At 66.0% G+C, this 25,058-nt stretch carries 23 protein-coding genes and 1 tRNA gene; 9 read left to right on the top strand and 15 right to left on the bottom strand.

Annotation, left to right across the window (positions count from 1 at the left end; all coding sequences use genetic code 11):
* Positions 1-11: 11 nt before the first annotated feature.
* From AAFN88_RS13525 to AAFN88_RS13515, 3 genes are all read right to left on the bottom strand, one after another.
* A complete protein-coding gene (locus tag AAFN88_RS13525; protein ID WP_347520841.1) occupies positions 12-515 on the bottom strand; it encodes a polymer-forming cytoskeletal protein in 504 nt (167 codons plus the stop codon).
* A gap of 144 nt (positions 516-659) precedes the next feature.
* Positions 660-1,187: a PAS domain-containing protein gene (locus AAFN88_RS13520; protein WP_347520840.1), complete on the bottom strand. Its 528-nt coding sequence runs from the start codon at positions 1,185-1,187 to the stop codon at positions 660-662.
* Between the two features lie 119 nt (positions 1,188-1,306).
* On the bottom strand, positions 1,307-3,517 hold the full coding sequence (locus AAFN88_RS13515) for a PAS-domain containing protein (protein WP_347520839.1): 2,211 nt from the start codon (positions 3,515-3,517) through the stop codon (positions 1,307-1,309).
* A 359-nt stretch (positions 3,518-3,876) separates the two neighbouring features.
* Between AAFN88_RS13515 and ppa the strand changes: the two genes are divergently transcribed.
* From ppa to cbiB, 3 genes are read left to right on the top strand one after another with little or no spacing between them, the layout of a single operon-like run.
* Entirely contained in the window at positions 3,877-4,428 is a 552-nt protein-coding gene (gene ppa, locus AAFN88_RS13510) for an inorganic diphosphatase (protein ID WP_347520838.1), read from the top strand.
* 10 nt (positions 4,429-4,438) lie between these two features.
* On the top strand, positions 4,439-5,452 hold the full coding sequence (locus AAFN88_RS13505; protein WP_347520837.1) for a D-cysteine desulfhydrase: 1,014 nt from the start codon (positions 4,439-4,441) through the stop codon (positions 5,450-5,452).
* Positions 5,453-5,455: 3 nt separating this feature from the next.
* Positions 5,456-6,454 carry an adenosylcobinamide-phosphate synthase CbiB gene (cbiB, locus tag AAFN88_RS13500; protein WP_347520836.1) on the top strand — a complete coding sequence of 333 codons (999 nt, stop codon included), beginning with the start codon at positions 5,456-5,458 and terminating at the stop codon, positions 6,452-6,454.
* A 4-nt stretch (positions 6,455-6,458) separates the two neighbouring features.
* On the opposite strand, the gene cobU is transcribed toward cbiB, so the two are convergent.
* Entirely contained in the window at positions 6,459-6,992 is a 534-nt protein-coding gene (cobU, locus tag AAFN88_RS13495) for a bifunctional adenosylcobinamide kinase/adenosylcobinamide-phosphate guanylyltransferase (RefSeq protein ID WP_347520835.1), read from the bottom strand.
* Between the two features lie 210 nt (positions 6,993-7,202).
* Between cobU and AAFN88_RS13490 the strand changes: the two genes are divergently transcribed.
* Positions 7,203-8,744, top strand: a complete 1,542-nt coding sequence (locus tag AAFN88_RS13490; protein ID WP_347520834.1) for a hypothetical protein — start codon at positions 7,203-7,205, stop codon at positions 8,742-8,744.
* A 102-nt stretch (positions 8,745-8,846) separates the two neighbouring features.
* Here the strand turns inward: AAFN88_RS13490 and AAFN88_RS13485 are convergent, their stop codons facing one another.
* Positions 8,847-10,115: a tetratricopeptide repeat protein gene (locus AAFN88_RS13485; RefSeq protein WP_347520833.1), complete on the bottom strand. Its 1,269-nt coding sequence runs from the start codon at positions 10,113-10,115 to the stop codon at positions 8,847-8,849.
* A gap of 666 nt (positions 10,116-10,781) precedes the next feature.
* Here AAFN88_RS13485 and AAFN88_RS13480 point away from each other — a divergent pair.
* Entirely contained in the window at positions 10,782-11,027 is a 246-nt protein-coding gene (locus AAFN88_RS13480) for a hypothetical protein (protein ID WP_347520832.1), read from the top strand.
* A 110-nt stretch (positions 11,028-11,137) separates the two neighbouring features.
* On the opposite strand, the gene AAFN88_RS13475 is transcribed toward AAFN88_RS13480, so the two are convergent.
* The gene (locus AAFN88_RS13475; protein WP_347520831.1) at positions 11,138-11,509 is read right to left on the bottom strand and encodes a hypothetical protein; all 372 of its coding nucleotides are present in this window, start codon (positions 11,507-11,509) and stop codon (positions 11,138-11,140) included.
* Positions 11,510-11,615: 106 nt separating this feature from the next.
* A complete protein-coding gene (locus AAFN88_RS13470; RefSeq protein WP_347520830.1) occupies positions 11,616-12,077 on the bottom strand; it encodes a hypothetical protein in 462 nt (153 codons plus the stop codon).
* A 276-nt stretch (positions 12,078-12,353) separates the two neighbouring features.
* Here AAFN88_RS13470 and AAFN88_RS13465 point away from each other — a divergent pair, with 276 nt between their 5' ends.
* Together AAFN88_RS13465 and AAFN88_RS13460 are read left to right on the top strand one after the other, a co-directional pair.
* Positions 12,354-12,593: a hypothetical protein gene (locus AAFN88_RS13465; RefSeq protein ID WP_347520829.1), complete on the top strand. Its 240-nt coding sequence runs from the start codon at positions 12,354-12,356 to the stop codon at positions 12,591-12,593.
* A gap of 24 nt (positions 12,594-12,617) precedes the next feature.
* Complete coding sequence (locus AAFN88_RS13460) at positions 12,618-13,196, top strand: GNAT family N-acetyltransferase (RefSeq protein ID WP_347520828.1); 579 nt, start codon at positions 12,618-12,620, stop codon at positions 13,194-13,196.
* Positions 13,197-13,230: 34 nt separating this feature from the next.
* Here the strand turns inward: AAFN88_RS13460 and AAFN88_RS13455 are convergent.
* From AAFN88_RS13455 to AAFN88_RS13425, 7 genes are all read right to left on the bottom strand, one after another.
* Positions 13,231-13,306, bottom strand: a tRNA-Glu gene (locus AAFN88_RS13455).
* A gap of 101 nt (positions 13,307-13,407) precedes the next feature.
* Positions 13,408-14,253, bottom strand: a complete 846-nt coding sequence (locus AAFN88_RS13450; RefSeq protein ID WP_347520827.1) for a DUF1194 domain-containing protein — start codon at positions 14,251-14,253, stop codon at positions 13,408-13,410.
* An 84-nt stretch (positions 14,254-14,337) separates the two neighbouring features.
* Positions 14,338-16,128, bottom strand: a complete 1,791-nt coding sequence (gene recJ, locus AAFN88_RS13445; protein WP_347520826.1) for a single-stranded-DNA-specific exonuclease RecJ — start codon at positions 16,126-16,128, stop codon at positions 14,338-14,340.
* A 4-nt stretch (positions 16,129-16,132) separates the two neighbouring features.
* Positions 16,133-17,101: a class II fructose-bisphosphatase gene (glpX, locus tag AAFN88_RS13440; RefSeq protein ID WP_347521673.1), complete on the bottom strand. Its 969-nt coding sequence runs from the start codon at positions 17,099-17,101 to the stop codon at positions 16,133-16,135.
* A 51-nt stretch (positions 17,102-17,152) separates the two neighbouring features.
* On the bottom strand, positions 17,153-18,478 hold the full coding sequence (locus tag AAFN88_RS13435; RefSeq protein ID WP_347520825.1) for a homoserine dehydrogenase: 1,326 nt from the start codon (positions 18,476-18,478) through the stop codon (positions 17,153-17,155).
* Entirely contained in the window at positions 18,475-19,695 is a 1,221-nt protein-coding gene (locus AAFN88_RS13430) for an LL-diaminopimelate aminotransferase (RefSeq protein WP_347520824.1), read from the bottom strand. Before AAFN88_RS13430 ends, AAFN88_RS13435 begins: the two co-directional genes overlap by 4 nt.
* Before the next feature lie 148 nt (positions 19,696-19,843).
* Entirely contained in the window at positions 19,844-20,608 is a 765-nt protein-coding gene (locus tag AAFN88_RS13425; protein WP_347520823.1) for an OmpA family protein, read from the bottom strand.
* A 224-nt stretch (positions 20,609-20,832) separates the two neighbouring features.
* Between AAFN88_RS13425 and AAFN88_RS13420 the strand changes: the two genes are divergently transcribed.
* Positions 20,833-22,635 carry a class I poly(R)-hydroxyalkanoic acid synthase gene (locus tag AAFN88_RS13420; RefSeq protein ID WP_347520822.1) on the top strand — a complete coding sequence of 601 codons (1,803 nt, stop codon included), beginning with the start codon at positions 20,833-20,835 and terminating at the stop codon, positions 22,633-22,635.
* Between the two features lie 5 nt (positions 22,636-22,640).
* The gene (locus AAFN88_RS13415; RefSeq protein ID WP_347520821.1) at positions 22,641-23,561 is read left to right on the top strand and encodes a class I SAM-dependent methyltransferase; all 921 of its coding nucleotides are present in this window, start codon (positions 22,641-22,643) and stop codon (positions 23,559-23,561) included.
* Between the two features lie 144 nt (positions 23,562-23,705).
* Here the strand turns inward: AAFN88_RS13415 and AAFN88_RS13410 are convergent, their stop codons facing one another.
* Entirely contained in the window at positions 23,706-25,022 is a 1,317-nt protein-coding gene (locus AAFN88_RS13410; protein WP_347520820.1) for an AMP-binding protein, read from the bottom strand.
* Between the last annotated feature and the right edge of the window lie 36 nt (positions 25,023-25,058).

The raw sequence follows: 25,058 nt of genomic DNA, 5'->3' as shown, positions 1-25,058 counted from the left end.
GCGCCGCCGCCTCAGCGCGCCGCGGCTTCTTCGAGACGTTGACCCTCCGGCGGCGAGACGGCCTTGCCGTCCAGCAGGTCGATGTCGCCGCTCAGACGCCCGCCCCGCTCGATCTTCAGATCGCGGTAACGCAGCGCCCCGGTTACCCGCCCACCCGCGAGAATGGTCAGCAGGCCGTCGACTGTCAGATCGCCGTCGAAGTTTCCATCGATGCTGGCAGCTTTCACCACCGCCTTGCCGTGATAGATCCCTCCCTCGCGCACCATCAGTTCCACCGCTTCCAGCGAAGCCTCGACCTTGCCTTCGACGATCAGCTTGGTGCAGGACTGGATCTCGCCCTTGATCTGAATGCCCTCACCGACGACGAGGGTTCCCTCGGTGCCAGAATCCTTTTCCGGCGCCTCCTTGGTCCTGCCGTCGCCTCTTGCCAGGCCCAAGACGCCCGGCCCCGGACGCACGCCCACCACGGGATCGGGCCCTGCGGGCAAACGGCGCGATGGTTTCGTCATGTTCATGGCCGCCAAGTTCTCCCTATCGTTTCGGTTGGCCCTGCGTCGTCTGCGATTGCGCCTTCCAGCGAACGCAAGCGAAGCTAGCCGACAAGGTGACCATGACTGTGAGGCAAATTTATGGCGTTCCCGCGGCGGCGCCGACGGTCGCTAGAAACCCAGCGGCGGGTCGCCGGCATGCCGGCTGTAGCTCCAGGGCTCCGTCGGCATCTCGTTCACCCGGTCCCCAAGCAGGAAGATCGCCCCGCCCATCAGCACATCCACCGACTGGCCGTCGCTGGCCAGCGGCAGCAGCAAACGGTGGGTCTTCCAATGGTCGCGCCCGGCAACCAGCATCTCCCCCTCGCGGTAGCGCGGGCCGCCGCCACGGGCGACCTCGATGTGATGCGCCACCGGAATCGGCGTCCCGGCCGCTTTCTGGATATCGGCGATGGACTTGCCGCGCAGCGGCATGCTGAAGGCGTCCTCGACCAGCGATCCGGCCAGCCTGAAAACGAAATCCTGAGCGTCGCCGATAACGTCCAGGAGAAAGATGTTGGGCAGAAGGTCGGGAATTGCGACGGGGTCTATATCCTGGCGCGAGGGATAAATCCCGCCGTCGCAACGAGATCGCCAGTAATCGTATAGGCGCCGCAACTTACTGTCCGGCAAGATCTCCGGATCGAAGGCCTGATGCACGGCCTGCCCCCTGATATGCCCCCAAAATCACACAATCATACCATATGTAGTAAGCATTGCGAGAGATTCGTGTGAAGCACGTCAATGGCAGGATAGACGTTCGACCGTGAGTGCAATGCTCAGGCGGATTTCCCGGCAATGCGCCTCGGCTGGAACGGCAGCGGCGCCGAGATCACCCGGTGATGGGGAAAGCAGATGGACACATGAGTGCCCTGCCCCATGTTGCTGCTGAGGGTCAGGTTGCCGTCGTGCAGGTCGACCAAGTGGCGGGTCAGTGGCAGCCCCAGGCCGGTGCCTTCGTATTTGCGCGAGAGCGAGGAATCCACCTGACCGAAGGGGGCCATGGCCTTGGCGATGTCGGCCTCGGCGATCCCGATACCGGTATCTTCGACATGCAGCACCAGACCGCCTTCCTGGTTGATGCTGGAGTAGACCAGCACCCGGCCGCCCGGATCGGTGAACTTCACCGCATTGGACAACAGGTTCAGCAGAATCTGCTTCACCGCGCGCGGGTCGGCCCGGAGGTTCGGCACCTGTGCCGGGAAGCGGTGCTCCAGTACAACTCCGGCCTCCTCGGCGCGGTCGCGCATGATGCGGAAGCAGGACTTGGTGGCGCGCTCCAGATTGATCGCCTCTTCGTGCAATTCGAACTTGCCGGCCTCGATCTTCGAAAGGTCGAGGATGTCGTTGATGAGGCTCAGCAGGTGCGTGCCGCTGTCGTGGATGTCTATCGCGTACTCGCGGTAGCGTTGATTGCCCATCGGTCCGAAGAGCTGATCCTTGATGATCTCCGAGAAACCGATGATGGCGTTCAGCGGCGTGCGCAGTTCGTGGCTGACGTTGGCCAGGAAGTCGGACTTGGCGCGGCTGGCCAGTTCGGCCTCCTCCTTGGCGATACGCAACTGACGTTCGGCGCTGTAGCTGCCGGTGACGTCGTCATAGGTCGCCAGCGAACCGCCGCCGGGCATGGGGCGGTGCACCACGTTGATCACCCGGCCATTGGAGAGGAAATCCTGCATGGTGGTTTCTTCTGGACTGGCGGCGGTCGCCAGGCGGCGTTGACGCAGGATCTTGGCCTGCTCCGGCGTCAGGTCTTCCATATCCGCGGTGTAGCTGAGGATATCCGACAGCTCGGTTCCCGGCTGCGCCATGTTGGCCGGAAGGTTGTACAGATCGAGGAAGCGCTGGTTGCAGATGATCATGCGCTGGTTCACGTCGAACATGGCCAGCCCCTGCGCCATGTTGTCCAGCGCGGCGTCCAGCAGCACGTTCTTGTGACGGAGTTCCTCGCCGATGCTGCGCAGCTCGGACTCGCGGCGCCGCAGCTCCGTAATGTTGGTGGAGATGACCACGAAGCCGCCGTTGGCCGTGCGCCGCTCGGCCACGCGGAACCAGGTGCCGTCGCGCAGCTCGACTTCGAACGGCCGCCCCGGATTGCGGAAGTGCTGCAGTTGCTTGTGGACCCACAGCTCCGCGTTCTCGCTGGCCTCCGGAATGTTGCCCGAGCGCGCCGCCGCGGTGATCAGCTCTTCAAAGCTCATGCCCGGCACCAGCATGTCGCGCACCCCGGCGTAGAGATCGCCGTAGCGCCGGTTGCACAGCACCAACTTCTCGTTGACATCGAAGAGCGCAAAACCGCCGGCCAGCGATTCGATGGACTCGCGCAGGCGCTGCTGAGCCGCCGCGGCAGCCAGCTCGGAACGGCGCTCGCGGAAGATGAAGGCAACCAGCACGCTGGTCAGGGCGGCTACGACGATGACCACCAGGATCAGCGCGCCCCGGAAGCGCTCAAGGTCCGTCGCCTCTTCCTGAAGCATGGCGAGGGCCTTGGCATTGGCTTCGCCGAACTGCTTGACGATCTCCTGGCGCGCGGTGACCACACGCTCGGCGGCCAGATCCAGCACCACTTCGGAATCCGGAGACAGGCCCTGCACGCCGTCGCTGAGCCACAGCTTCAAGTCGGCGGCGACCGGCCGCAAGGTGGCATGCATGGAAGCGATGCCGATCTGGTTGCTGAAGGAATAGGTCTGCGTCAGCTCCGCGACGCGGCTCTCGACCAGCTCGATGCGGTCGATGATTTCCTGACGCCCTTCGATGCCCGGATGCGCGCGCGCCTCGCGGATCGCCTGCTGCAAGGCAGCCAGATCGTCGATCATGAAGACAACGTCGCGCTCCTGGCGCAGCACCTCCACGGGCAACACCTGCTTGAGCTCGGAAATGCTGGCCTCGACGTAGAGCACCAGCGCCGTCGTTCCGATCAACACCGCCGCTATGAATGCAGCGGGCCAGCGCGACAGCAGCCTGCGTCTCGATGTATCCTTCAAGTTCATACCGTTCCGCATCGCATCAGGCTGAACCCGTCATCCGCGAGGCAGTCTGCCGGCGGGAGCGGGTGCCACCTTGCCTTCTTGCCAAAGGGCGGCAAAAAGGCCATAGAGCCACAGTTAATGGTTCTTCATCCCTTCCTGCCGCCTCGAGACAGGACAGCCGGCTGGCTCGTTGTTCAGACTCGGCCAAGGGACGCGATAATTTTCTATGTAATCAGTTATTTATGTTGCTTTGTTCGAAAGCGCGCCAATGCACGCTAACGGTTTATTAATAGGCTCGCGACGTTAACAATTCGTAAAGAGGAGCCCGATGGAACGGTGGGAATATTGGGGCAGAGCCCCCGGAAACTAAGGAGAAACCGTTGGATATCAGCAAAATCCCGGTTGGCAAGAATCCCCCGTGGGATTTGAACGCTATCGTTGAAGTTCCCCTGGGTGCGCACCCGGTGAAGTACGAGATGGACAAGGACTCCGGCGCGATCTTCGTCGACCGCTTCCTCCATACCTCGATGCAGTACCCGCTCAACTACGGCTTCATTCCCCATACCCTGGCCGACGACGGCGACCCAGTGGACGTGCTCATCGTCACCTCCGTGCCGGTCATCGCCGGCGCAGTGGTGCGGGTGCGCCCCATCGGCGTCCTGATCATGGAGGACGAGGCCGGCGAGGACGAAAAGGTTCTCTCGGTTCCCGTCGACGACCTTCACCCCTTCTATACCAACGTCTCATCCTATCGCGGCCTGCCGAAGATCCTGCTCGACCAGATCGCGCACTTCTTCGCCCACTACAAGGATCTGGAAGTCGATAAATGGGTGAAGATCAAGCGCTGGGGCGAAGCCGACGAGGCCTGCCGCATGATCGAGCGCGCGATCAAGGCCGACATGGATAAGGCCAAAGTGGACAAGGCCTGCTAGGACCGCCTCCATGCCCGCTCCCCTCGCCGCCATCGAGGCCTTTCCGCGCCAAAGCCTCGCCCACCTGCCGACTCCGCTGGAGCCCCTGCCGCGCCTCGGCGCGGCGCTGGGCGGGCCGAGGCTGCTGGTTAAGCGCGACGACTGCACCGGGCTGGGCCTGGGCGGCAACAAGACGCGCAAGCTGGAGTTTCTTCTGGCCGAGGCGCTGGCGCGGGGCGCCGATACGGTGATCTCCACCGGCGGCGTGCAGTCCAACCACGTGCGCCAGACGGCGGCCGCCGCCGCCAAGCTGGGGCTGGCCTGCGAGTTGGTGCTGACCCGCGTGGTGCCCTGGGGCGGGCCGGACTACGAGCTGATCGGCAACATCCAGCTCGACCGGATGTTCGGGGCCAAGGTGCACCTGCACGACGGCGACACCGATCGGGTGGCGGCCATGGAAAGCCTGGCTGAAGCCCTGCGCCGCGACGGCAGGACGCCCTACCTGATCCCGACCGGCGGCTCCAACGCCACCGGCGCGCTGGGCTATGCCGCCGCCGCTGCGGAGCTGGCGGCCCAGGCGGCCCAGCAGGGTGAGAAAATTACCGCCCTGGTCCTGGCCTCCTCCAGCGGCGGGACCCAGGCCGGCCTGGCCGCCGGTTTTGCCGCCATCGATCCGGCAGTCCAGGTCGTCGGCATCGACGTCGACGCCCATCCGGAAGACGTGGCGGGCGACGTCCGCCGCCTCGCGGGAGAAGTCTGGGAACGTCTCGCCCTGCCCGGCGCCTTCCCTAAAGACAAGGTGGTCGTGCTGCCGGGCTACGCGGGGGAGGCCTATGGCCTGCCCACCGCGGCCATGGCCGAGGCCGTACGCCGCGTCGCAGGCCTGGAGGGCCTGCTGCTCGACCCGGTCTACAGCGGCAAGGCCATGGCCGGCCTCATCGGCCTGATCGAAGCCGGGCGGTTCTCGGCGGACGACACCGTGGTCTTCCTCCACACCGGCGGCATGCCCGCCCTCTTCCCCTACCGCGAGGCCTTGGAAGACTAGCCCGTGCTCTGGTATCCCCTGTTCGGCGGCCAGTGGCAGTCCCCCGCCTCCGCCCTCGCCGTCCTCCTGCTGGCCATGGCCATGGACCTGCTGCTGGGCGACCCCCGGTGGCTCTACCGCCTGCTGCCGCATCCCGTGGTGCTGCTCGGCCGGTTGATCGCGGTGCTCGACCGGGCGCTCAACCGCCAGAGCCTGCCGCGCGGGCGGCGCCTGCTCCTGGGCGGTCTCTGCACCGGCCTCGTGGTCGGGATCGCGGGCGGGCTCGGAGCGCTGCTGCATCATGTCCTGGCCGGCCTGCCCTACGGCTGGATTGTTGAAGGCCTGCTAGCCAGCAGTCTGCTGGCCTTTCGCGGGCTCTATGACGCCGTCCGCCGGGTCGCGCGGGGCCTGGCCGAGAGCCTGGAAGCGGGCCGGGACGCCGTCGCCCACATCGTCGGGCGCGATCCGGCGAGCCTGGACGCCGCCGGGGTCGGCCGCGCCGCCGCCGAGTCCGCCGCCGAGAACTTCTCCGACGGCTTCGTCGCCCCGGTCTTCTGGTTCCTGCTGCTGGGCATGCCCGGCCTGCTCGCCTACAAGGCGGTGAATACACTGGACAGCATGATCGGCCACCGGAACGCCCGCTACGAGGCCTTCGGCAAGGCCGCGGCGCGGCTCGACGATGCGGTGAACTTCCTGCCCGCCCGCTTGGCCGGGCTGCTGATCGTCCTGGCCGCCGTCCTGCTGCCGGCCGCCAGCGCCAGCGGGGCTTGGCGGGCTCTGCGGCGCGACGCCCCCCGCCACCGCTCCCCCAACGCCGGCTGGCAGGAGGCTGCCCTGGCCGGGGCCCTGGGCCTGGCGCTGGCGGGCCCACGCCAGTACGGCGGCCAGATGGTCGAGGATCGCTGGATGGGCGACGGGCGACGGGAGGTAACGGCGGAGGATCTGAGCCGTGTGCTCGACCTCTACTTGGCCGCCGGCGGCCTGCTCTTCGCGGCGGTGATGGCCATGCTGCTGATCGCCTGAAGGGTCACGGCGCGGGTTTCAGGGCCAACGGCAGGCCGGCCGCGACGAAGACCACCGACTGCGCGGCGGCGGCCACCGCCTGGTTCAGGCGCCCCGCATCGTCGCGAAATCGGCGCGCCAGGGCATTGTCGGGCACGATGCCGAGCCCGACCTCGTTGGAGACGAAGATGACCGGGCCGTTCAGGCCCGGCAGCATGGAGACCAACTTTCCACATTCATTTTCCACATCAAGTTCTTTAAACAAGATATTGGAAAGCCATAATGTAAGACAATCAACCAGAACTACCGAGTGGGAAGACGCGCTGGCTGCCAGCGCCCCTCCGAGGTCCAGCGGCGCCTCCACGGTCCGCCAGCGTGCGCCGCGCCGTTCCCGGTGCCGGGCGATGCGGTCGGCCATCTCCGCGTCGCCGGCGGTGGCCGTGGCCAGATAGACGCGGTCCCCGCCCTGGCTTTCGGCGAGTTGTTCGGCATAGCTCGACTTGCCCGAACGGGCGCCCCCGAGAACCAGGGTGACAGGCGGCAGAGAAGTAGCGGTCATGGTCTTGCGGCTAGGGCTGGAATTGGCGAGAGTGGCGGCGGCCGCGGCAGTGTGCGGATGCCGGCCGCGCCTGTCCATATCTGCTGGCCAAGAATCGGCTCAAGGCAGTAGGTCTATGGGGGTTTTGCCCCGTCCTTGCGGAAGGGGCAAAGGTAGAACAAGAGGTCTAGAGGTGGCCGCCGCTGGCGTCCGCCAAACAGGGGACGTTGAATGATGCGTTTTCGCATGAGGCGATATTTCGGTTCCGGGGCAACCGTCGGGGCCCAATCGATAGTGCGCGGCGCCAGCCGCCGGCTGCTCGCGGCCGCGGCGGCGGCGGCCCTGCTGCCCGCCGCTGCAGGAGCGCAGGACGGCGGCGCAGCCGCCACGGCCCCGGCGGCCGCCGGCGTCACTTTCTTCACCGGCCCGAATTTCAGCGGCACCTCGAAGACCCTGACCCTGGCGCCGGGCCAGCCTTACGCGGCCATCCCCTTCGTCGGCGACGAGTTGAACGAGAAAATCGCCTCGCTGCGGGCCGACCCGCAAGTCGGCGCCATCCTGTTCCAGCGGCCTTACTTCGCCAGCCGCGACGACGCCTGCGGCCCCAATCTGGGCTCTGCCGAGAACCCCGATGCCTGGTGGCTGGGACTAACCGCCGACTTCGAGCCGCCGTTCGCCGGGGACCAGGCCTACGAGGCCGCGGAAACGCCGGACAACGACTATTCTTCGGTCATCGCCTACCGGCGCGAGCTGGGCCCGCCGCCGGGCTTTCTGCTGATGGAACGGCGCAGCTACTACAACCGTGCCTGCGAGCGCTCGGCGGATCAGAGCTACTTCAATCGCCTCTTCATCCCCATTCCCAATCCGCCGCAACGCGAGGCCTGCATCGACTTCACGGCGCCGTCCAGCGCCCACGGCGCCGGCGCCGATGCTCCACGCTTTACCCGGATCACCGATGCGGTTGCGCTCTATCCGGAGGCTTTCAGCCCGCGCTATCAAGGTGTCGACCACCGCTTCTTGCTGACCGTCTTCGAAGGCCCCGGATGCAGCGGCGCCTCCATAACGCTGACCAGCCAAAAGGACGGCCGTCCGGCCGCCTACCGGCTGTCCGACTTCGAATTCGACCGCAAGGCGAAATCCGCCATGATTCGCTACCAGCGCGGCCCTCTGGACCGCTATCTGGATCAGTCGGCGGCCCCGGCCCAGACCGCCCAAACCCCGGCGGCCCAAACCCCGGCAGCCCAAACCCCAGCAGCCCAAACCCCGCCCGTCCAGGCTCCGGCCCCAGTCGCGCCCGCTCCGGCGGCGCCTGCGCCGTCGGCCACGCCTCCGCAGGCCGCCGCGCCACAAGCCGTACCGGCGCCCTCCGGAAGCCTGCAGCCGCAGGCAAGCCCCGCCCCTGCCGGCGGCGGCCTGCAGCCGGCCCCGCCCAGCGCGCCGCCGCAGCAGGCTCTACAGCCGGTGCCGGAGCCGATGGTGGTCCCGACAGTGCCTGCACAGCAGGTCCCCTCGCGCCCCACGGGCCCGCAGGAGGAAACCTTCCGCTTCCCCGTGCACCAGGTATACCGGCTGAACTTCTGCCTGTCCGAGGGACAGGGCTGCGGCGAGCCGGCGGCGAACCAATGGTGCGAAGCCCAGGGCTTCACCCGCGCCAACCGCTGGTCACGCGAGGAAAACATCGGCGCGCTCTACCCGACGGTGTTCATTGGCAATGGCGCCATTTGCGACAAGTTCCTCTGCGACGGCTTCGAGGAAATCTCCTGCACCCGTTAAGAGGGCACCCCGGCTTCCGCGCGCGAGGCCGGACACCGCCAAAGAAAAAGGCCCCGCTCGAGAGAGCGGGGCCTTCGACTTTCCGCCGACCGTCCAGGGCCGTCAGGCCGCCGTGCCGGCGCTGCTGTGCAGCAACAGCATGGAAAGCGTGGTCTCGCCGGGTTGGAAAAGCGCGCCCAGCTCCGCGGGGTCGACCGTGATCTCGTCGGACTGAGCCTGATCACCCGTCTGCGGCGTCCGCTCCGGAGCCGGCTTCCTATCCTGCGGCGGATCCCCGCCCACCAGCGCCCCCGGCTCGAAATCGGCCCAGTCAGGAGGAGTCATCAGTTCCTGAGCCGCGGCAAGGATGACGGAAGAAGGGCCCTGCGCCGTCTGCTCGACCGGCGGTGCCCTGCGGGCGCCGGTCTGCGGCGGATCGCCGGCGGTGTTTGGCTTCGGGAAATAGAGCGGCGTCGGCGTGCCTTCTTCGCCGGAGTTCGTCGGCGCGGCGGACGGCTTCATGGGCGCGGCCAAAGGCTCTGACACCCCGGTGCGCATGGACGGCGGGGTAAGCACCTCGGTCTTCACCGGCTGCGCCTGAGGCAAGGTCGCCGGTGCGGGCCCGGTCATGCCAGCAGGCGCCGCCACAGGGGACGGCGCCATGCCAGGCGTCCCTTCCTCAACCGCCGGCACCGGGCGCACGGCGTAAGCGGCCTCCAGGTTGCGCAGCACCGTGCGGTCCACCTCCGGATCCACCGCCAAGGCGGCCAGAACCTCGATGGCCTCCTCGCGCTGGCCGTTGAGAGCCAGCGAAAGCCCCAGGTTGTTGCGCAAGGAATGGTTGTTCGGGTCGAACTTCAGCGCCGTGCGATAGAGGGCCTGCGCGGCTTCGTGCTCGCCGGCCTGGTCGCGCAAGACGCCCAGGGCGTTATAGGGCCGTGGGTCCTCCGGCTGCTGTGCAATCACCTGATTGAGGTGCGCCGCCGCCAGGGAACCCTCCCCCGTTTCCATGTACAGCTTCCCCAGGCTATAGCGCGCCTCGTGATGCTTGGGATGACCGTCGAGCAGAACCTCGTAGGTCTGCGCGGCGGCCTGCTTGCGATCCAAGTCGTAGAGAATCGACGCGATCTTCATCAGCGTCGCCGGATCGTCCGGGTTGATCTCGTGCGCACGGCCGCAAAGACCGAGTGCCGTAACCAGTTCGCCCTTGTCGGCAAGACGATCACAGTAACTGACCAGCCTCTCGGCCCGGCTCGCCGGGTCCTTGCCGAGGCCCGCCTGGGCGCCGGCCGTCATGCCGTCCTGGGAACTGGCGCAACTGACGGTGAGGCCCGCCATCGCCACAACTGCTGCGAACCGCGAAAGGCGGCGGCCGATTGATCGTGTCGTCATTCCTGATACTCCGCATCGTGTTGGGATCGAGAGCGCCAAGACGCCAGCGGCGGGATATGCTGAACGCAAACGGCGCCGCGGTGCTCTCTTCCCATCAAGGCAGAGCATAGAGATGGGTGCTTAAAGGAAGGCTAAGGCATTCAAAACATTTGATAGATGTCTGATGCAACCTTACCGGCTATTGCCGGGCCGAAAATAATGATGCTGTGCGAAAACTCATTCTTAATCAGGGCCGTGCGATCCTAGCCTGAGTGACAAGTAGTCAACTCAAGGTACGGCAAGATGCTGGTCCGCCTAATTCTCTTCATCTACTTCGCCCTTTGGGGCTTGAGCGCCCTGATCGAAGTGCCCGGCGTTTCCTGACCGCCCCGGGCCGCGACCGCTTTCGCTCTTCGGTTTTCAAGGCACCGGGCCTTTCCTGGCGCGCGCCGGCCTCGACGAGGCCCCGCCGCGCGGCAAGTATTGGAAATCTTTCCCAGGCTTTCAATAAAATGCCGGCGAATATCTCCGTTAACTTGATCCAGCCTGTGACAAGCCTGTGTTCTCGGCGGCTTCTTCTGAACCGGGAGGCCAGATTTAACTTTCAAGTAAGGTTCGTTACTTAGTCTTCAATGCATGCGAAGTCGGGAGTTTCCCTCCCGGAATGCGATGGGAGACTTAGATTAGATGCCAACAACGACAACAATACTGGCGGGGCGATGGTCGCAGGCGGTGGTGATCTCGCAGGCGCCGAAAATAAAGTCGCTGGCGACCCAGGGGGCACGGTTTTTCTCTTGGAAAGCCGTCTTTTTCGAAAGCCTCGGCCGCGAGTTCCACGCGCTGCACATCCAGCATCAGGAACGGGCGTTCATGGCGACGAGCCACGGCCTGAACTACCGCGCCCCGCATAGTGGAACTGCGGTGCTGCACTGAGGTCCGCCGCCCCAAGCCCAGCGTCCCCACCCAACGACGCTTGAAGCAGACAGGGCCGCCCTCCGGGGCGGCCCTTTGTTTTTCGGAACGGCCGGCGAAGTACTGCCCGGCTAGCGGCAGCCGTAGGCGCTCCACAGGGTGTACTTACGCTCGTAAGCGATACATTGGCGGATGCCTTCGGGGTCGTGATCGTACTGCTTCAGGCCGCAGGCGGTTTCGACGATCTGCTGAATGCGCCCGCAGGTCTTGGCCCGGTCCCAATCCGCCCCGCTTAGCGTGCCGGCAACCTGGGTCCCCGCGCCGAGGAGGGCGGCGTCCTTCCAGGAGTCCGGCCCCAGGTCGCCGTTGACGACGGCGTTGAAGGAACTGCCCAGCGCCAGCACGAAGGCGAGAGCCAGCAGCCGCGGGTGTTTCCAGCGTTGCTCCCAGCTGCCGATGATCCCGGCCGCGCGTCCATGAAAGCTGTTGTCCAAAAGGGTCATCTGCGATCCGCCCTGTCGCCCCTTCAAGGGGCCGGTTGATGGCCCTGATGATAAAGAATCCTTGATTAGGAATGAGTTAAGCCGCCCCGCCCGGCCTTTGGAGCCCTCAGCCCTGCTCGAGGTGGCGCAGGACGTAGACCTCGCAACGCCCGGTGTCCTGCCACCTCATGGCATAGACCAGGTCCGGCACCGCCAGCCGGTCGGGGTCGTAGAGCCCCCAGCGCCCCCCGATCACGGCGGCATGGAGATAACCGCCCAGGCGCACGCTGTAGAGGCGGAGACGCTGCTGGCGAAAGCGGCCGGCCCGGCAGGACCGGCTGAGCCCCCGGTCGAGGTCGAAGGCGGCCAGCGGCTCCTCGCTTTCGAAGAGCAGGAATGTGTTCGGCAGCGGATTTACAGGACGCGGGCCACCCTCCGGTACCGGCGGCAAGCCGCGGACCTGTAGACGCTCGTTTCCGACCGGCAGATGCGCCGGCTCCGCCACAGCCCCCGGCGCGCCCGCCGGCAGAGCCGACAGAAGCCCCCACAGAAGGCCGATACGGAAAGCGCGGATTGAGAGGCCGAACATGACCCGGCACGCTAGCGCCGAAGGTTTACCGAACCGTCAAAACAAACCGTAAGGGTGAAGCCGCCCCCCTGCCGGAGCGGCGAAGGAGCAGGTGCCCACGCGCCGGCGAAGGCCCCTCAAACAACAGCCATGCGTCCGGCGCAACGCTTTGTTGCGTTGCAATATTTTCATTGTAAGCCTTTTTATTCTCATTAAATTTTAATCATGCGCTGCAATATTCAGTGCACAGTTTAGGGAGGTGCTCGGCATGAAACACCACAGGAAGGACGTTTCGACATGCAGCACCCAAGCCAGGACCCCAGCAAGGGGCCGAGCGCCGTCAAGACCGGCCGCATAGAGTCCGACGAAGGCGTGATTTCCGTCGAGGAGATGGAGCGCCACATCGCCGAGGGCAAGCGCATGCGGGCAGAAGCCATCCGGGCCTTCTCGGGCGCGGCCTTGCGGCGCCTCGCCGCACTGCTCCTGCCCCGCCACGCGCGCACCCCGCTCCGCGCGGATCGTCTCTTTCGCGCCTGAGCGCCACCGCGCCGGAGCCAAGCCATGCTCGTATTCCGCAAGCTGATGCGGCAGGAAAGCAGCGCCCTGAAGGAGCATCTGCTGCGCCTGGATGAAGAAGACCGCCGCCTGCGCTTCGGTCACTTCGTCACCGCGGAAGTGATCCTCGCCTACGTCGACGCCATCGACTGGTCCGAAACCTGGATCGTCGGCGCTTTCGAGGGCGAGGTGCTGCGCGGCGTCGTCGAACTGCGCGACAGCGGCGCGGTCAATGACCAAGGCGCTGGGCGCAAGACCGCCGAGATCTCGGTCACCGTGGAACCGGACCATCAGAATCACGGCGTCGGCACCCGCCTGCTGGAAGAGGCCCTGCTGATCGCCAGCAACCGCGGCTTCCAGGATATCTATCTGATTTGCCTGCCGGAGAACGCCCGGATGCAGCACGTGGCCCGCAAATACGCCGAAAGGGTGCGCTTCGAGGACGGCGACGTGGAGATTCACATCGCCGGCCGGCAGCCGGACCCCCTCTCCTACTTTGCCGAGATCTTCGGCGACGGCATCGCCCTGTGGGAGACCGCCTTCGACCGCATGACGAGTCGGCCCACGCGCAAGACCGCGTCCTGAGCGGACGGTAGTCTTCTTACAATTTGCAGGAAATTGGCGACCCCAACGGGATTCGAACCCGTGTTGCCGGCGTGAAAGGCCGGTGTCCTAGGCCTCTAGACGATGGGGTCCCGAGAGCGCTGAGGGTGTAGCCGTTCCGCCCTGGGAATGCAAGCCTCCGCGACGACCCGGAGACCAAAAAAAGAGGGCCTCCCGGAGCCTGGCGAAGCGCTCAATCATAGGAAATCCGCCGCGCGGGACCGGCCTGAGCGGTCAAGGCCTCCTCCGCGGGCGCCGCCGGCGCCAGGACCACAGGGACCCCGCCGATCTCCTTCACCAGCTTCTCGATGATGGCCTGGGCGAAGGATTCGTAGTCGTTGGCGGTCATCACGAAGGCGCCCGGCCCGCCAATCACCGAGTTACGGTAATAGCCGTCCACCGAGGTGTCCTCGTTTAGGATGGCCAGGCCATTGATGGTCACGCCCTGGAGCACCGCGGCGTCGCGCAGGGTCTCCGGCTGAGCCCCCTGGTTGGCACGGCCGTCGCCCGAGATATCGACGACCTGGCGTGCGCCCTGGTAGCCGTTGCGCTCAAATTCGTTCATGGCGAAAGCTATGGCTCCGCCAATGGCGGTCCCCCCGCCGTCGAGAAAGCGCGGGGTGCCGTCGATTGCGGCGGCGAAGGCCTCGATACTGGCTTCGTCGTTCAAGTGCGCCCAGTCGACGGCAACCTGCTGGCGGCGGTTGTCCGACCACTGGATCATGGAAACGGCGATACCGTTAACCCCGGCGGCGGCAATGGCGGCGATCACCGTCGGGTCGCGAAAAGCCCCGGCAAAACCGCGCATCTGCAGATCGAACTCCTCGATCGAGACCGAGGAGGAGGTATCCACGGCCAGCACCAGTTCCAGAGACACCGGCTTCTCCGGACCCGGACTGTAGGGCTCCAGTTGGGCAAGGCCGCCGGCCGGCAGCAGAACGGCCCAGCCGGCCGCGAGGAGGCCGAGGAGCGGCGCGCAGTACCTTCTTCCCGCGGCGCGGCGGGACAAGGGCCGGACAAGGGCTCCGCGCAAGATCATGGACACCAGCCTAACCGCAGCGGCGCCGTCCTGTCTCACAGAATAGGAAGATTGACTCGATTGTGATGCAGACTGGCCGAAGGGTCAGGTAGAGACCGGCGCCGCGTCCTCGATGATGAACTGCACGCTCTCGCGGCCGCCCCAGCGGTCGATCTGCAGGCGTCCGGCAATATGCAGCGGCAGGCCCGCCGTCTGCAGCAGCGCCGGGCCGAGGTCGCTGTCCAGGGCGCGGAAGGCGATGCCCTTCAGGCTGCCTCCGCCCGCGCCCTGCGCGTCTCCCAGGAAGCAGCGCACGTGGTTCTCGCCCACCACCGAAGCCTTGGCGACCTTGACCGCCGGCAGGGCGAAGCGCGGCTGCGTGTTCCCGACACCGAAGGGTGCGCAACGCTCGAGCTGCGCCAGCAGCTCCAGGGTCGCCGCCTTGGGTTTCAGGGCGCCATCGATGCCGAGGGCCGGCTGATAGTCGATCTCCGCCAGGCGGCGGGCCAGGCGCGTATCGAGGAAGGCGGTCAGTTCTGCCAGGTGCTCCGCCGCCACCGTCAGGCCCGCGGCCATGGGGTGGCCGCCGCCGTTGACCAGCAGCCCCTCCTGCCGGGCGGCGAGCACCGCGGCGCCCAGATCGACCCCGGGCACCGAGCGCGCCGAGCCCTTGCCGACGCCGTTCTCCAGGGCGACCACCAGGGCCGGCTTGTTGAAGCGCTCCTTCAGGCGGCTGGCGACGATGCCGATGACCCCGGCATGCCAACCTTCCGAAGCCGCGACCACCAGCCCCGCGCCGGGGCCGCTGTGCTCAACCTGCCGGATCGCCTGGTCGAGAACCTGCAGCTCGATCTCCTTGCGTTCGGCGTTGTAGCTGTCGAGGCGGGCCGCCAGCGCCGCCGCCTCGCCCGCGTCATCGCAGGTCAGCAGCCGCGCGCCCAGCGGCGACTCGCCGACGCGCCCGCCGGCGTTCACCCGCGGGCCGAGCAGAAACCCGGCATGATAGGTGCCCGGCTTCTCGTCGATGCGCGAAACGTCGCTCAAGGCCGCGAGACCGGCGTTGCCGCGCGCCGCCATGACCTTCAGCCCCTGGGCCACCAGCGCGCGGTTGACGCCGGTCAACGGCACCACGTCGCAGACGGTGCCCAGCGCCACCAGGTCGAGCCATTGACGCAGATCGGGTTCGGGGCGGTTACTGCGCGCGTACCATCCGGCTTCGCGCAGCGTGCGGTTCAGCGCCACCACCAGCAGGAAGGCGACGCCGACGGCGGCGAGCTGGCCTTGGTTCGAGGTATCGTCCAGGCGGTTCGGGTTGACCACGGCCGCGGCCGGCGGCAGGCGCGGCTCGGCGGCGTGGTGATCGACGACGATGACCTCCAGTCCCGCCTTGGCCGCCTCGCCCAGCGGCTCGAAGGCAGTGATGCCGCAATCGACGGTGATGACGACCGAGACGCCCTGAGCCTTCAGGCGCATCAGCGCCGGGGCATTGGGCCCGTAGCCTTCGGCCATGCGATCGGGGATATAGATCTGCAGATCCACGCCCAGGGCGGCGAAGAAGCGCGCCAGCACTGCCGAGGACGTCGCCCCGTCGACATCGTAGTCGCCGAAGACGGCGATCTTCTCGCCCGCCTCCACCGCCTGCGACAGCCGTGCGGCCGCCCGGTCCATGTCCATGAAGGCCGAGGGATCGGGCAGGTAGTCCCGCAGGGTTGGGTTGAGGAAGCGTTCGGCATCCTCCGGCTGGACGCCGCGGGCGGCCAGAATGCGGCCGACGACTTCCGGCAAGCCGAGCTGCTGCGACAGGGCAAGGCCCAGGCGGCTGTCGGCGAGACGTTCCTCCCAGCGCTTGCCGGTGAGCGATCGTTCGACGCCGAGGAAGCAGCCACGCGGCGTCATCGCGTCAGACGCCGAGGGAGTCGTACCAGGTCTTGCGCTCGAAGTTGTGGTGCGCCTCGACGTAGCGCACGGTGCCGGACTTGGAGCGCATGACCACCGAATGCGTGGTCGCGCCGCCATGGAAGCGGCGCACGCCGCGCAGCATGGAGCCGTCGGTCACGCCCGTCGCCGCGAACATCACGTCGCCGGCCGCCAGCTCGTGCAGCGTGTACTTGCGGTCGTAGTCGGTGATGCCCCACTTGTCGGCGCGGCGCTTCTCGTCGTCGTTGCGGAATACCAGACGGCCCTGGAACTGCCCGCCGATGCAGCGCAACGCCGCAGCCGCCAGCACGCCCTCGGGCGCACCGCCGACACCCATGTAGATGTCGACGCCGCTCTCCTTGCTGCTGGTCGCCATGACGCCCGAGACATCGCCGTCACCGATCAACATGATGCGCGCGCCGGCCTCGCGTACCTTGGCGATGATTCCCTGGTGACGCGGCCGGTCGAGGATGCAGGCGACCAGATCGGAAACGTCGACCTTCTTCGCCTTGGCCAAGTTCTTGAGGTTCACCCCCGGCTCCTCGTCCAGATCGACCAGGTCGTCCGGCAGACCGCCGCCGACGGCGATCTTGCTCATGTAGGTGTCCGGCGCGTTGAGGAAGTTGCCGGCCTCGGCCATGGCGATGACCGCCAGGGCGTTCTGGCCGCCCTTGGCGGTGATGGTTGTGCCTTCCAGAGGGTCGAGTGCGATATCGATGGCCTGGCCGCCCTGGCCGACCTTCTCACCGATGTAGAGCATCGGCGCCTCGTCACGCTCGCCTTCTCCGATCACCACCGTACCGTCGATGTCGAGTGCGTTGAGCGACTGGCGCATGGCGTTCACGGCGGCCTGATCGGCGGCCTTCTCGTCGCCACGCCCCATGAGCCGGGACGCCGCCAGGGCGGCGGCCTCCGTCACGCGCACAGTTTCCAGTGCAAGGTTGCGGTCCATCGAACCGAGAGTGGGCGTGGCTTTGGACATCATATCCTCGTTTGGCAGGCGTTAGAGATCTACGATCCGGATCAACCGCGGCTGCTCGACCACGGCCTCCAGTTCGGCAATGCGGGCCATCGCCCGCTGAATATGAGCTTCTTCGGTCTCGTGGGTCATGATGATCACCGGCACCGCCTGCCCTTCCCCTTCGGCACGGCCGCGCTGGATCATCGATTCCATGGAGATGTCCTCATCGCGCAGGGCCGCGGCCACGTCGGCGATAACGCCAGGCTGGTCGATGACCAGCAGACGCAGATAGAAGGGACAGCAGTGTTCGGCCATCGGCAAGTTGGGCCGCCGCGTCAGCTCGGTCGCCGGAATCCCGAAGACCGGCAGCGTCGTGCCGCGAGCGATGTCGATCAAGTCGGCAACCACCGCCGAGGCCGTCGGCCCCGCGCCGGCGCCGCGTCCTTCGTACATGGTGGTGTCGACGAAATCGCCGTCGGCCACCACGGCGTTGAAGACGCCCGAGACGCTGGCGATCGGCAATTCCTTGGCCACCATGCAGGGATGCACGCGCTGCTCGATGGCGCCGTTGAGCTGCCGCGCAACGCCCAGCAGCTTGATGCGATAGCCCAGTTCGTCGGCATAGGCGACATCCAGGGCGGAAACGTTGCGGATGCCTTCCACGTGCACGGCCTCGAAGTCGACCTCGCAGCCGAAGGCCAGCGCGGTGAGGATGGCCAGCTTATGCGCGGTGTCGATGCCGTCGACGTCGAAACTGGGATCGGCCTCGGCATAGCCCAGGCGCTGAGCCTCGGCCAGCACGGTCTCGAAGTCCCGGCCGGCCGGCGGATTGCCGCCCCCCGCGCTCTCGCCTTGCATCTGGGTCAGGATGTAATTGCAGGTACCGTTGAGGATGCCATAGACGCGGCTGATGCTGTTTCCCGCAAGCCCCTCGCGCAGCCCCTTGATGATCGGGATGCCGCCGGCCACCGCCGCCTCGTAGCCGATCGTGCGCCCGACGGACTCCGACAGCGCCGCCAGGGAGGTGCCGTGGTGGGCCAACAGCGCCTTGTTGGCGGTCACCACATGGCGGCCGGTTTGCAGCGCCGTCTCGACCATGACTTTGGCCGGGCCTTCGGAGCCGCCGATCAGTTCCACCACCACATCGGCCTCCGCATCGCGGGCAAGCGCGACGGGATCGTCGAACCACGCCATGCCGGAAAGGTCGACGCCGCGGTCGCGGCCACGGTCGCGCGCCGAGACCGCCGTCACCTGAATGGAGCGTCCGGCGCGCGCGGCAATCGCGGCGCCATTGTTCTGGAGCAGGCGCAAAGTGCCCGCTCCGACCGTCCCAAGCCCGGCCACAGCTATGCGAAGAGGTTTACTCAAGAGGCGATATTCCGAACCTTTGCGCCCTGGTCGTTAACGCCCAGCGACTTTAGAAATGCCTTGATGTTGCGCACCGCCTGCCGGGTGCGGTGCTCGTTCTCCACCAGTCCCAGGCGCACGAAGCCCTCACCATACTCCCCGAAGCCGATGCCGGGGGCCACAGCCACCTGGGCTTCCTCCAGCAGCAGCTTGGAGAACTCCAACGACCCCATCTCGCGCAGGGCCGGCGGCAGCGGCGCCCAGCAGAACATCGTCGCCGGCGGGCTGGGGATCGGCCAGCCGGCGGCCTCCAGGCCGTTCACCAGCACATCGCGGCGCGAGCGGTAGCGCGCCCGCATTTCGTCGATGCACTCCTGCGGGCCGTTGAGGGCCGCGGTCGCGGCCACCTGAATCGGTGTAAAGGCACCATAGTCGAGGTAGGACTTCACGCGCGCCAGGGCGGCGATGAGATCCGGGTTGCCGGCGCAAAACCCGATACGCCAACCCGGCATCGAATAGGTCTTGCTGAGCGAGGTGAACTCGACGGCGATGTCCTTGGCGCCGGGCACCTGCAGAATCGAGGGTGGCGGCTCGCCCTCGAAATAGACCTCTGCGTAAGCGAGGTCGGAAATTACGTAGATCCCGTTTTCCCGGCAGAAATCCACAACCGTGGAATAGAATTCCAAATCAACAACTTCAGCCGTCGGATTGGAAGGATAGTTTAAGACTAGAGCCGAGGGCTTGGGCACCGAATGCCGCATCGCCCGCTCGAGCTGCTCCATGAAGTCGAACTCGGGCCCGACCGGAATGCTGCGGATCGCCGCCCCGGCGATGATGAAGCCGAAGGCGTGGATCGGATAGCTGGGGTTAGGCGCCAGGATGATGTCGCCGGGGCTGGTGATGGCTTGGGCCAGGTTGGCCAGGCCCTCTTTCGATCCCAGCGTGACGATGGCCTCTCGCTCCGGATCCAGGTCGACGCCGAAACGGCGCTGATAATAGGCGCAGAGCGCCTTGCGCAGGCCGGGAATGCCGCGGGAGGTGGAATAGCGGTGCGCCCGTGGATCGGCCAAGGTCTCCGCCAGCTTGTCGATGACGTGCTGCGGCGGCGGCTGATCGGGGTTGCCCATGCCGAAGTCGATGATGTCCTCGCCGGCCGCGCGTGCCTTGGATTTCAAGGCGTTCACTTCGGCGAAGACATAAGGCGGCAGGCGCTTTATGCGGTGGAATTCCTGAGTCATGGTCGTTTCTGACGAAACCCTTCGAGGCCCGCGAGATCCGTTGTTGGAAGGCCGGCGCCGGGGCGGGCCGACGCGACGGCGGCTGAGGCAGGCGAAAAGACACGCGAAGGCCCAGCCTGCCGCGCGGTTTCTTGTAACGAGGGCGGGTCTAGTTTTCCAGGAAGATTTCGACCCGCCGGTTGCCCGCCTCGCCTGAGGGCATGAACTCGTGATAGACCGGCTCCGCATCGCCCAGGGCCTCGGCGCTCACCGCATCGGGAGGCACACCCAGGGCGAGCAGTTCCTCGGCAACCGATTCCGCCCGCGCCAACGACATGTCGAAGTTGGCGATCTGGTGCTCGTCCGGGGTGGTGTTCTGGGTGCGGCTGCTGGCGTGCCCCACCACCCGCAGATGGCCTCCACGCTGCCGCTGCAGCGCGGCCAGGTCCTGGAGGATGCTGCGGTCGCGGCCATCCAGCTCGGAGGAACCGTGGCCGAAGAAGATAATGGCGGCCAACTGCCCGCCGGCCGAGGTCTGCAGCGGCAGCCCCGCCACCTGCTCCCGGCTGACGATTTCGTTGCCGCTGATGATGACGCTGGTCCCGCCGGCGGCCGGCGGCGCCGCGGTGGTCAAGGGCGCCGGCTCGGAGAAGGTCGCCTGCCGGTGATCCTCCATCATCTGAGCCAGGACCTTCTCCCGCTCCTCAGGCGCCAGGTACGGCTGCGGCGCTTTGGGGACCTCGGACAATTTGGGAAACTCTTCCTGTGATCCTTCCGCCGCCACCCGCTGCGGCTGTGCCGCCGCGGCCTCGTCGGGAGAGCGCGTCGCATCCTTGACCGCCGCGCAGCCCGACAGGACCAGAACCGCCGCCAAGGCCGCCGCAGCCGGCAGCCAGCGGGCACCCCGCGCGTTCGCCTCCTGCTTGTATGTCATCGTCTATCTCTTCCTTGCACCGGCCCGTCGCCGGGGACGCCTCTCATTGCCCCGCGTTTCCGCCAAATAGTTGTTTTCCGGTGCCCGGTCCGCTGCCGTCACCGCTATTGAAACGGCTGTAACCCCCTATTACCTTGCGAATAATTCGGCAGTTGGCAGCGCCATGCCGATTCCGCAGCGCCGATACGGGACAATAACCGCATCGGCAGGATAAGGAAGCCCATATGCCGGAGCAACCGCCCCCCGACATCAAACTACCCGATCCTGTCGAAATCTCGAAATCCATGGCCCGCATCGCCGAGCGGAGCCAGAAGCTGGTGGCCGAGTTCCTGTCCCGCCAAGACCCCCAAAGCGGCACCCCCGCGGCCATGGACCCGCTCAACATCGGCGCCGCCTTCATGGAAATGACCCACCGGATGATGGCCGACCCGGCCAAGCTGGTGCAGGCGCAGATGACCCTTTGGCAGGACTACATGCGCCTGTGGCAGAACACGGCCCAGCGCATGATGGGCCAGGAGGCGGAGCCGGTGGCGACGCCGGAGCACGGCGACCGGCGCTTCAAGCACCCTGAATGGGACGAGAACGAACTCTTCGACTTCGTCAAGCAGTCCTACCTGCTGACGGCCCGCTGGATGCAGTCGACGGTGAAGGACGTCGAGGGTTTGGACGACAAGACCGCGCAGAAAGTGGACTTCTACACCCGGCAGTTCGTCGACGCCATGGCACCTTCCAACTTCGTCATGACCAACCCGGAAGTGCTGCGCGCGACCCTGGAGTCCGGCGGCGAGAATCTGGTGAAAGGCCTGCACAACCTGCTCGACGACCTTGAACGCGGCAAAGGCCGCCTCAAGATCAAGATGACCGACATCAAAGCTTTCGAGCTGGGCAAGAACATCGCGTTGACCCCCGGCAAGGTCGTCTACCAGAACGACCTGATGCAGCTCATTCAGTACGAGCCGACGACGAAAGAGGTCTTCAAGCGGCCGCTGCTGATCATTCCGCCCTGGATCAACAAGTTCTACATTCTGGATCTACGGCCGAAGAACTCCTTCATCCGCTGGGCCGTCGAACAGGGTCACACGGTTTTCGTCGTCTCCTGGGTCAATCCCAGCGAGCAACTGAAATCCAAGAGCTTCGAGAGCTACATGCTCGAAGGGCCGATAGCCGCGCTGGACGCTGTCGAAAAGGCGACCGGCGAGAAGGATGCCAACGTCATCGGCTATTGCCTGGGCGGCACGCTGCTGGCCTGCACCCTGGCCTACATGGCCGCCAAGAAGGACAACCGCTTCAAGTCGGCCACTTTCTTCACCACCATGATGGACTTCACGGATGCCGGCGAACTGGGCGTCTTTATCGACGAGGTGCAGCTCGCCACCCTGGAAGAGAAGATGAAGGACAAGGGCTATCTGGAAGGCGCCGACATGGCGACGACCTTCAACATGCTGCGCGCCAACGACCTGATCTGGTCCTTCGTGGTCAACAACTACCTCATGGGCAAGGACCCCTTCCCCTTCGACCTGCTGTACTGGAATTCGGACTCGACGCGCATGCCGGCGGCCATGCACACCTTCTACCTGCGCAACATGTACCAGGAGAACAAGCTGGTGCAGCCGGGCGGCATCAGCCTCAAAGGCGTGAAGATCGACCTGTCGAAGGTGAAGCTGCCGGCCTGCCTGATTTCCACCCGCGAAGATCACATCGCCCCCTGGAAGGCCACCTATTCGGCCACGCAGTTGCTGGGCGGCCCGGTCCATTTCATCCTCGCCGGTTCCGGCCACATCGCAGGCGTGGTCAATCCGCCGGAAGCCAAGAAGTACGGCTACTGGACCAACGCCAAGAACCCGGCGGACGCCGAGGACTGGCACAATAGCGCTACAGCGCATGAAGGCTCCTGGTGGCCGGAATGGCAGAAGTGGATTTCCACGTTCGCCGGTGACAAGGTACCCGCCCGCCAGCCCGGCGACGGTGGCTTGAAGGTCATCGAAGACGCGCCCGGCAGCTACGTCAAGGTGCAGGTGCAAGACTAGGATTCATGGACAGCTTCAAGAAGATTCCCGCTTCAGGGCCGGACGGCGCTGAAGCGATGGCCCGCGTGCTGGCCGAGAGCGCGCCGCTGGCGCGCCAATGGGCGGCGGACCTGTGTTGGCACGACCCGAAGGACGGCGAGAGCTGCGCCTGGTACCACGGCGCCTGGCAGACCTTGCGCCTGCTGGGCATCGTCACCACCCTGACCCAGCAATCGGAGCTTTACATCGACGCGCTGCGTCCGCTGATCGCGGCGGGCGGCCACAAGCGGGTGTTCCTCTCCGGCTCGGCGGACTACGGGCTGCTGTCGGTGGTGCTCGAAGCCTTCGGCAAGGAAGCCGTCACGCCGGAAATCACCGTGGTGGACCGCTGCCAGACGCCGCTCGAACTCTGCCGCTGGTACGCCGGACGCTACGGCTACGCCATCGAGACGGCGCGCAGCGACCTGCAGAGCTTTCGCGCCCCGGCGCCCTACGACCTGATCTGCGTCCACTCCCTGCTGTCCTGTGTTCCCGTGGAGCATCACGCCGAGATCGTCGCCACCTGGCATAGCCTGCTGCGCCCCGGCGGTATCCTGATGATGGCCAACAACCTCTATATCGGAAATACCGCCAAGGTGTCCCGCTTCACGCCGGAGCAGATCACCGCCTACCAGGACCGCGTCGCCAAGGCCGCGGAGACCTGCCCGACCCCCGACGCCCTGCCCCCGGCCGCGGACCTGCGAAACATGGCCGCCACCTATGCCTCGCACATGTCGGGCTCGATCATTTCCTCGCGCGAGCAATTGACCGGCCTTCTCGAGAAACAGGGCTTCGTCCTGGAGGAAACGCGCTTCGGAAATCTGGTGAAGAACCGGAACCACCAGCGCTCGGGCGCCCCGACGCCGGGCAAGCGCGAATACGCCTGGATCGTCGCCCGGCGCAGCTAGAGCAGATCAGGATCGGCTGGAATCGCAGAAGGCGATCCACCGTCCCAGTGATTCCGCTCTATACCTTTGAGATAAATCGGATTCACACGTTTAGACGGAACCACATTGTAGTTCCGTTAAAACGTGATCCGGTCTAGGCGCGCGTCACCTGTCCCCTTTGCCCTGCTTCGTCTCGTTGACGAAGTCCTCGTACTTCCCGCCGGCACCGCGGGGGATTTCCTCCAGCAGCACCAATTCGACGGAAACCGTGCCGGGCAGCCGCTCGGAAAGGTGAGTGACGAGCCGACGCCGCTCGTCCTCGCTTAGCGGGCGCTCCGGCACCAGCCGGGCCTCCACCTTGTCGACCGCGACCTGGGCGAGCTGGAACTGTCTCAGCGGCACGATCTTGGTCATCGACTTGACGCCGAAGGCCGGCCAGTATTCGTTGCCTTCGCGGTCCACCAGCATGTTGCGCTCACGGCCCAGGATACGGGTGAGGACGGGCAAGCCCCGGCCGGTGGGACAGGGCCCGCCGACCTCGGCGAAATCGCCGATCTCGTACCGCAGCAATGGCATGGCGAGATTGTGCAAGGAGGTCGCCACGACACGACCCACCTCGCCCGGCTTGCAGGGACGTCCGTCGCGGTCGATCACTTCCAGAAGTACGAAATCGGCCTGTACCAACTGATGCTCATGGCCCGGGGCCTGGAGCGAGATATAGCCCAGCTCCTGAGAGCTGTAGGCATCGGCAATCTCGACACCCCAAGCCTCGCGGCAAGCCTCGCGGACGTGGGGGTGCAGCAGTTCGCCGAAAGTCAGGCACTGCTTCAGCCTCGGCAGCTCAAGGCCATTGTCCTGAAAGTAACGCGCCAGAGACAGCAGGTTCGTCGGATAGCCGCGCAGGTAGGTCGGATTGACGCGCGTCAGCCACTCCGCCTGCTGGGCAACGCTGGTATCAATTTCCAAAGCATGCAAAGGGCCGCTGGGAAAGACAGATTCGACTGGCGCCCCCCAGTGCTTGCTGGTGAAACCATCCGGATAGGAAGCGCCTTTCGGAATTCGCCGGATCACCGCCATGCTGCCCCCCAGATCTCGGCCTTGCCAGAGGTGCTCACGCAGCGTGACCACTTCCCAAAACAGCTGATTGAGATGTGAACTGACGACGGTCACCGGCATGCCGGTGGAGCCGGACGTCGAGGCCTTGGCAGTCTTTCCGTGTTCGGGCGGCAGCTCGTCGCTGATCAGTTCCTCCCCAGCCTGCTGGATGTCGGCACGGGTCAAGAGCGGCATCCGCAGCCAGTCCTCCGGCGTCACCGCCCGTTCCCCCGTCAGCCCGCAGCCGTCCAAGCGCCGCCGGTAGAACGGCACGGTCTTCGCCACATGGCGCAGCAGGCGGTTGAGCTGCCGGAACTGTAGGGACCGGATCTCCTCCGCACTGCGCCACTGGTTCGCTTCGAGCTGCTGCAGGATCGCGAGCCGCAAAGCAGCGTTCGGAGCGGGCATCGCAGGCCAAACGGA

Origin of the sequence: Pelagibius sp. CAU 1746 (assembly GCF_039839785.1) — a bacterium.
In the GTDB taxonomy this organism is placed as follows: Bacteria; Pseudomonadota; Alphaproteobacteria; order Kiloniellales; family Kiloniellaceae; genus Pelagibius.
This window is presented reverse-complemented; position numbering and strand designations above follow the sequence as displayed.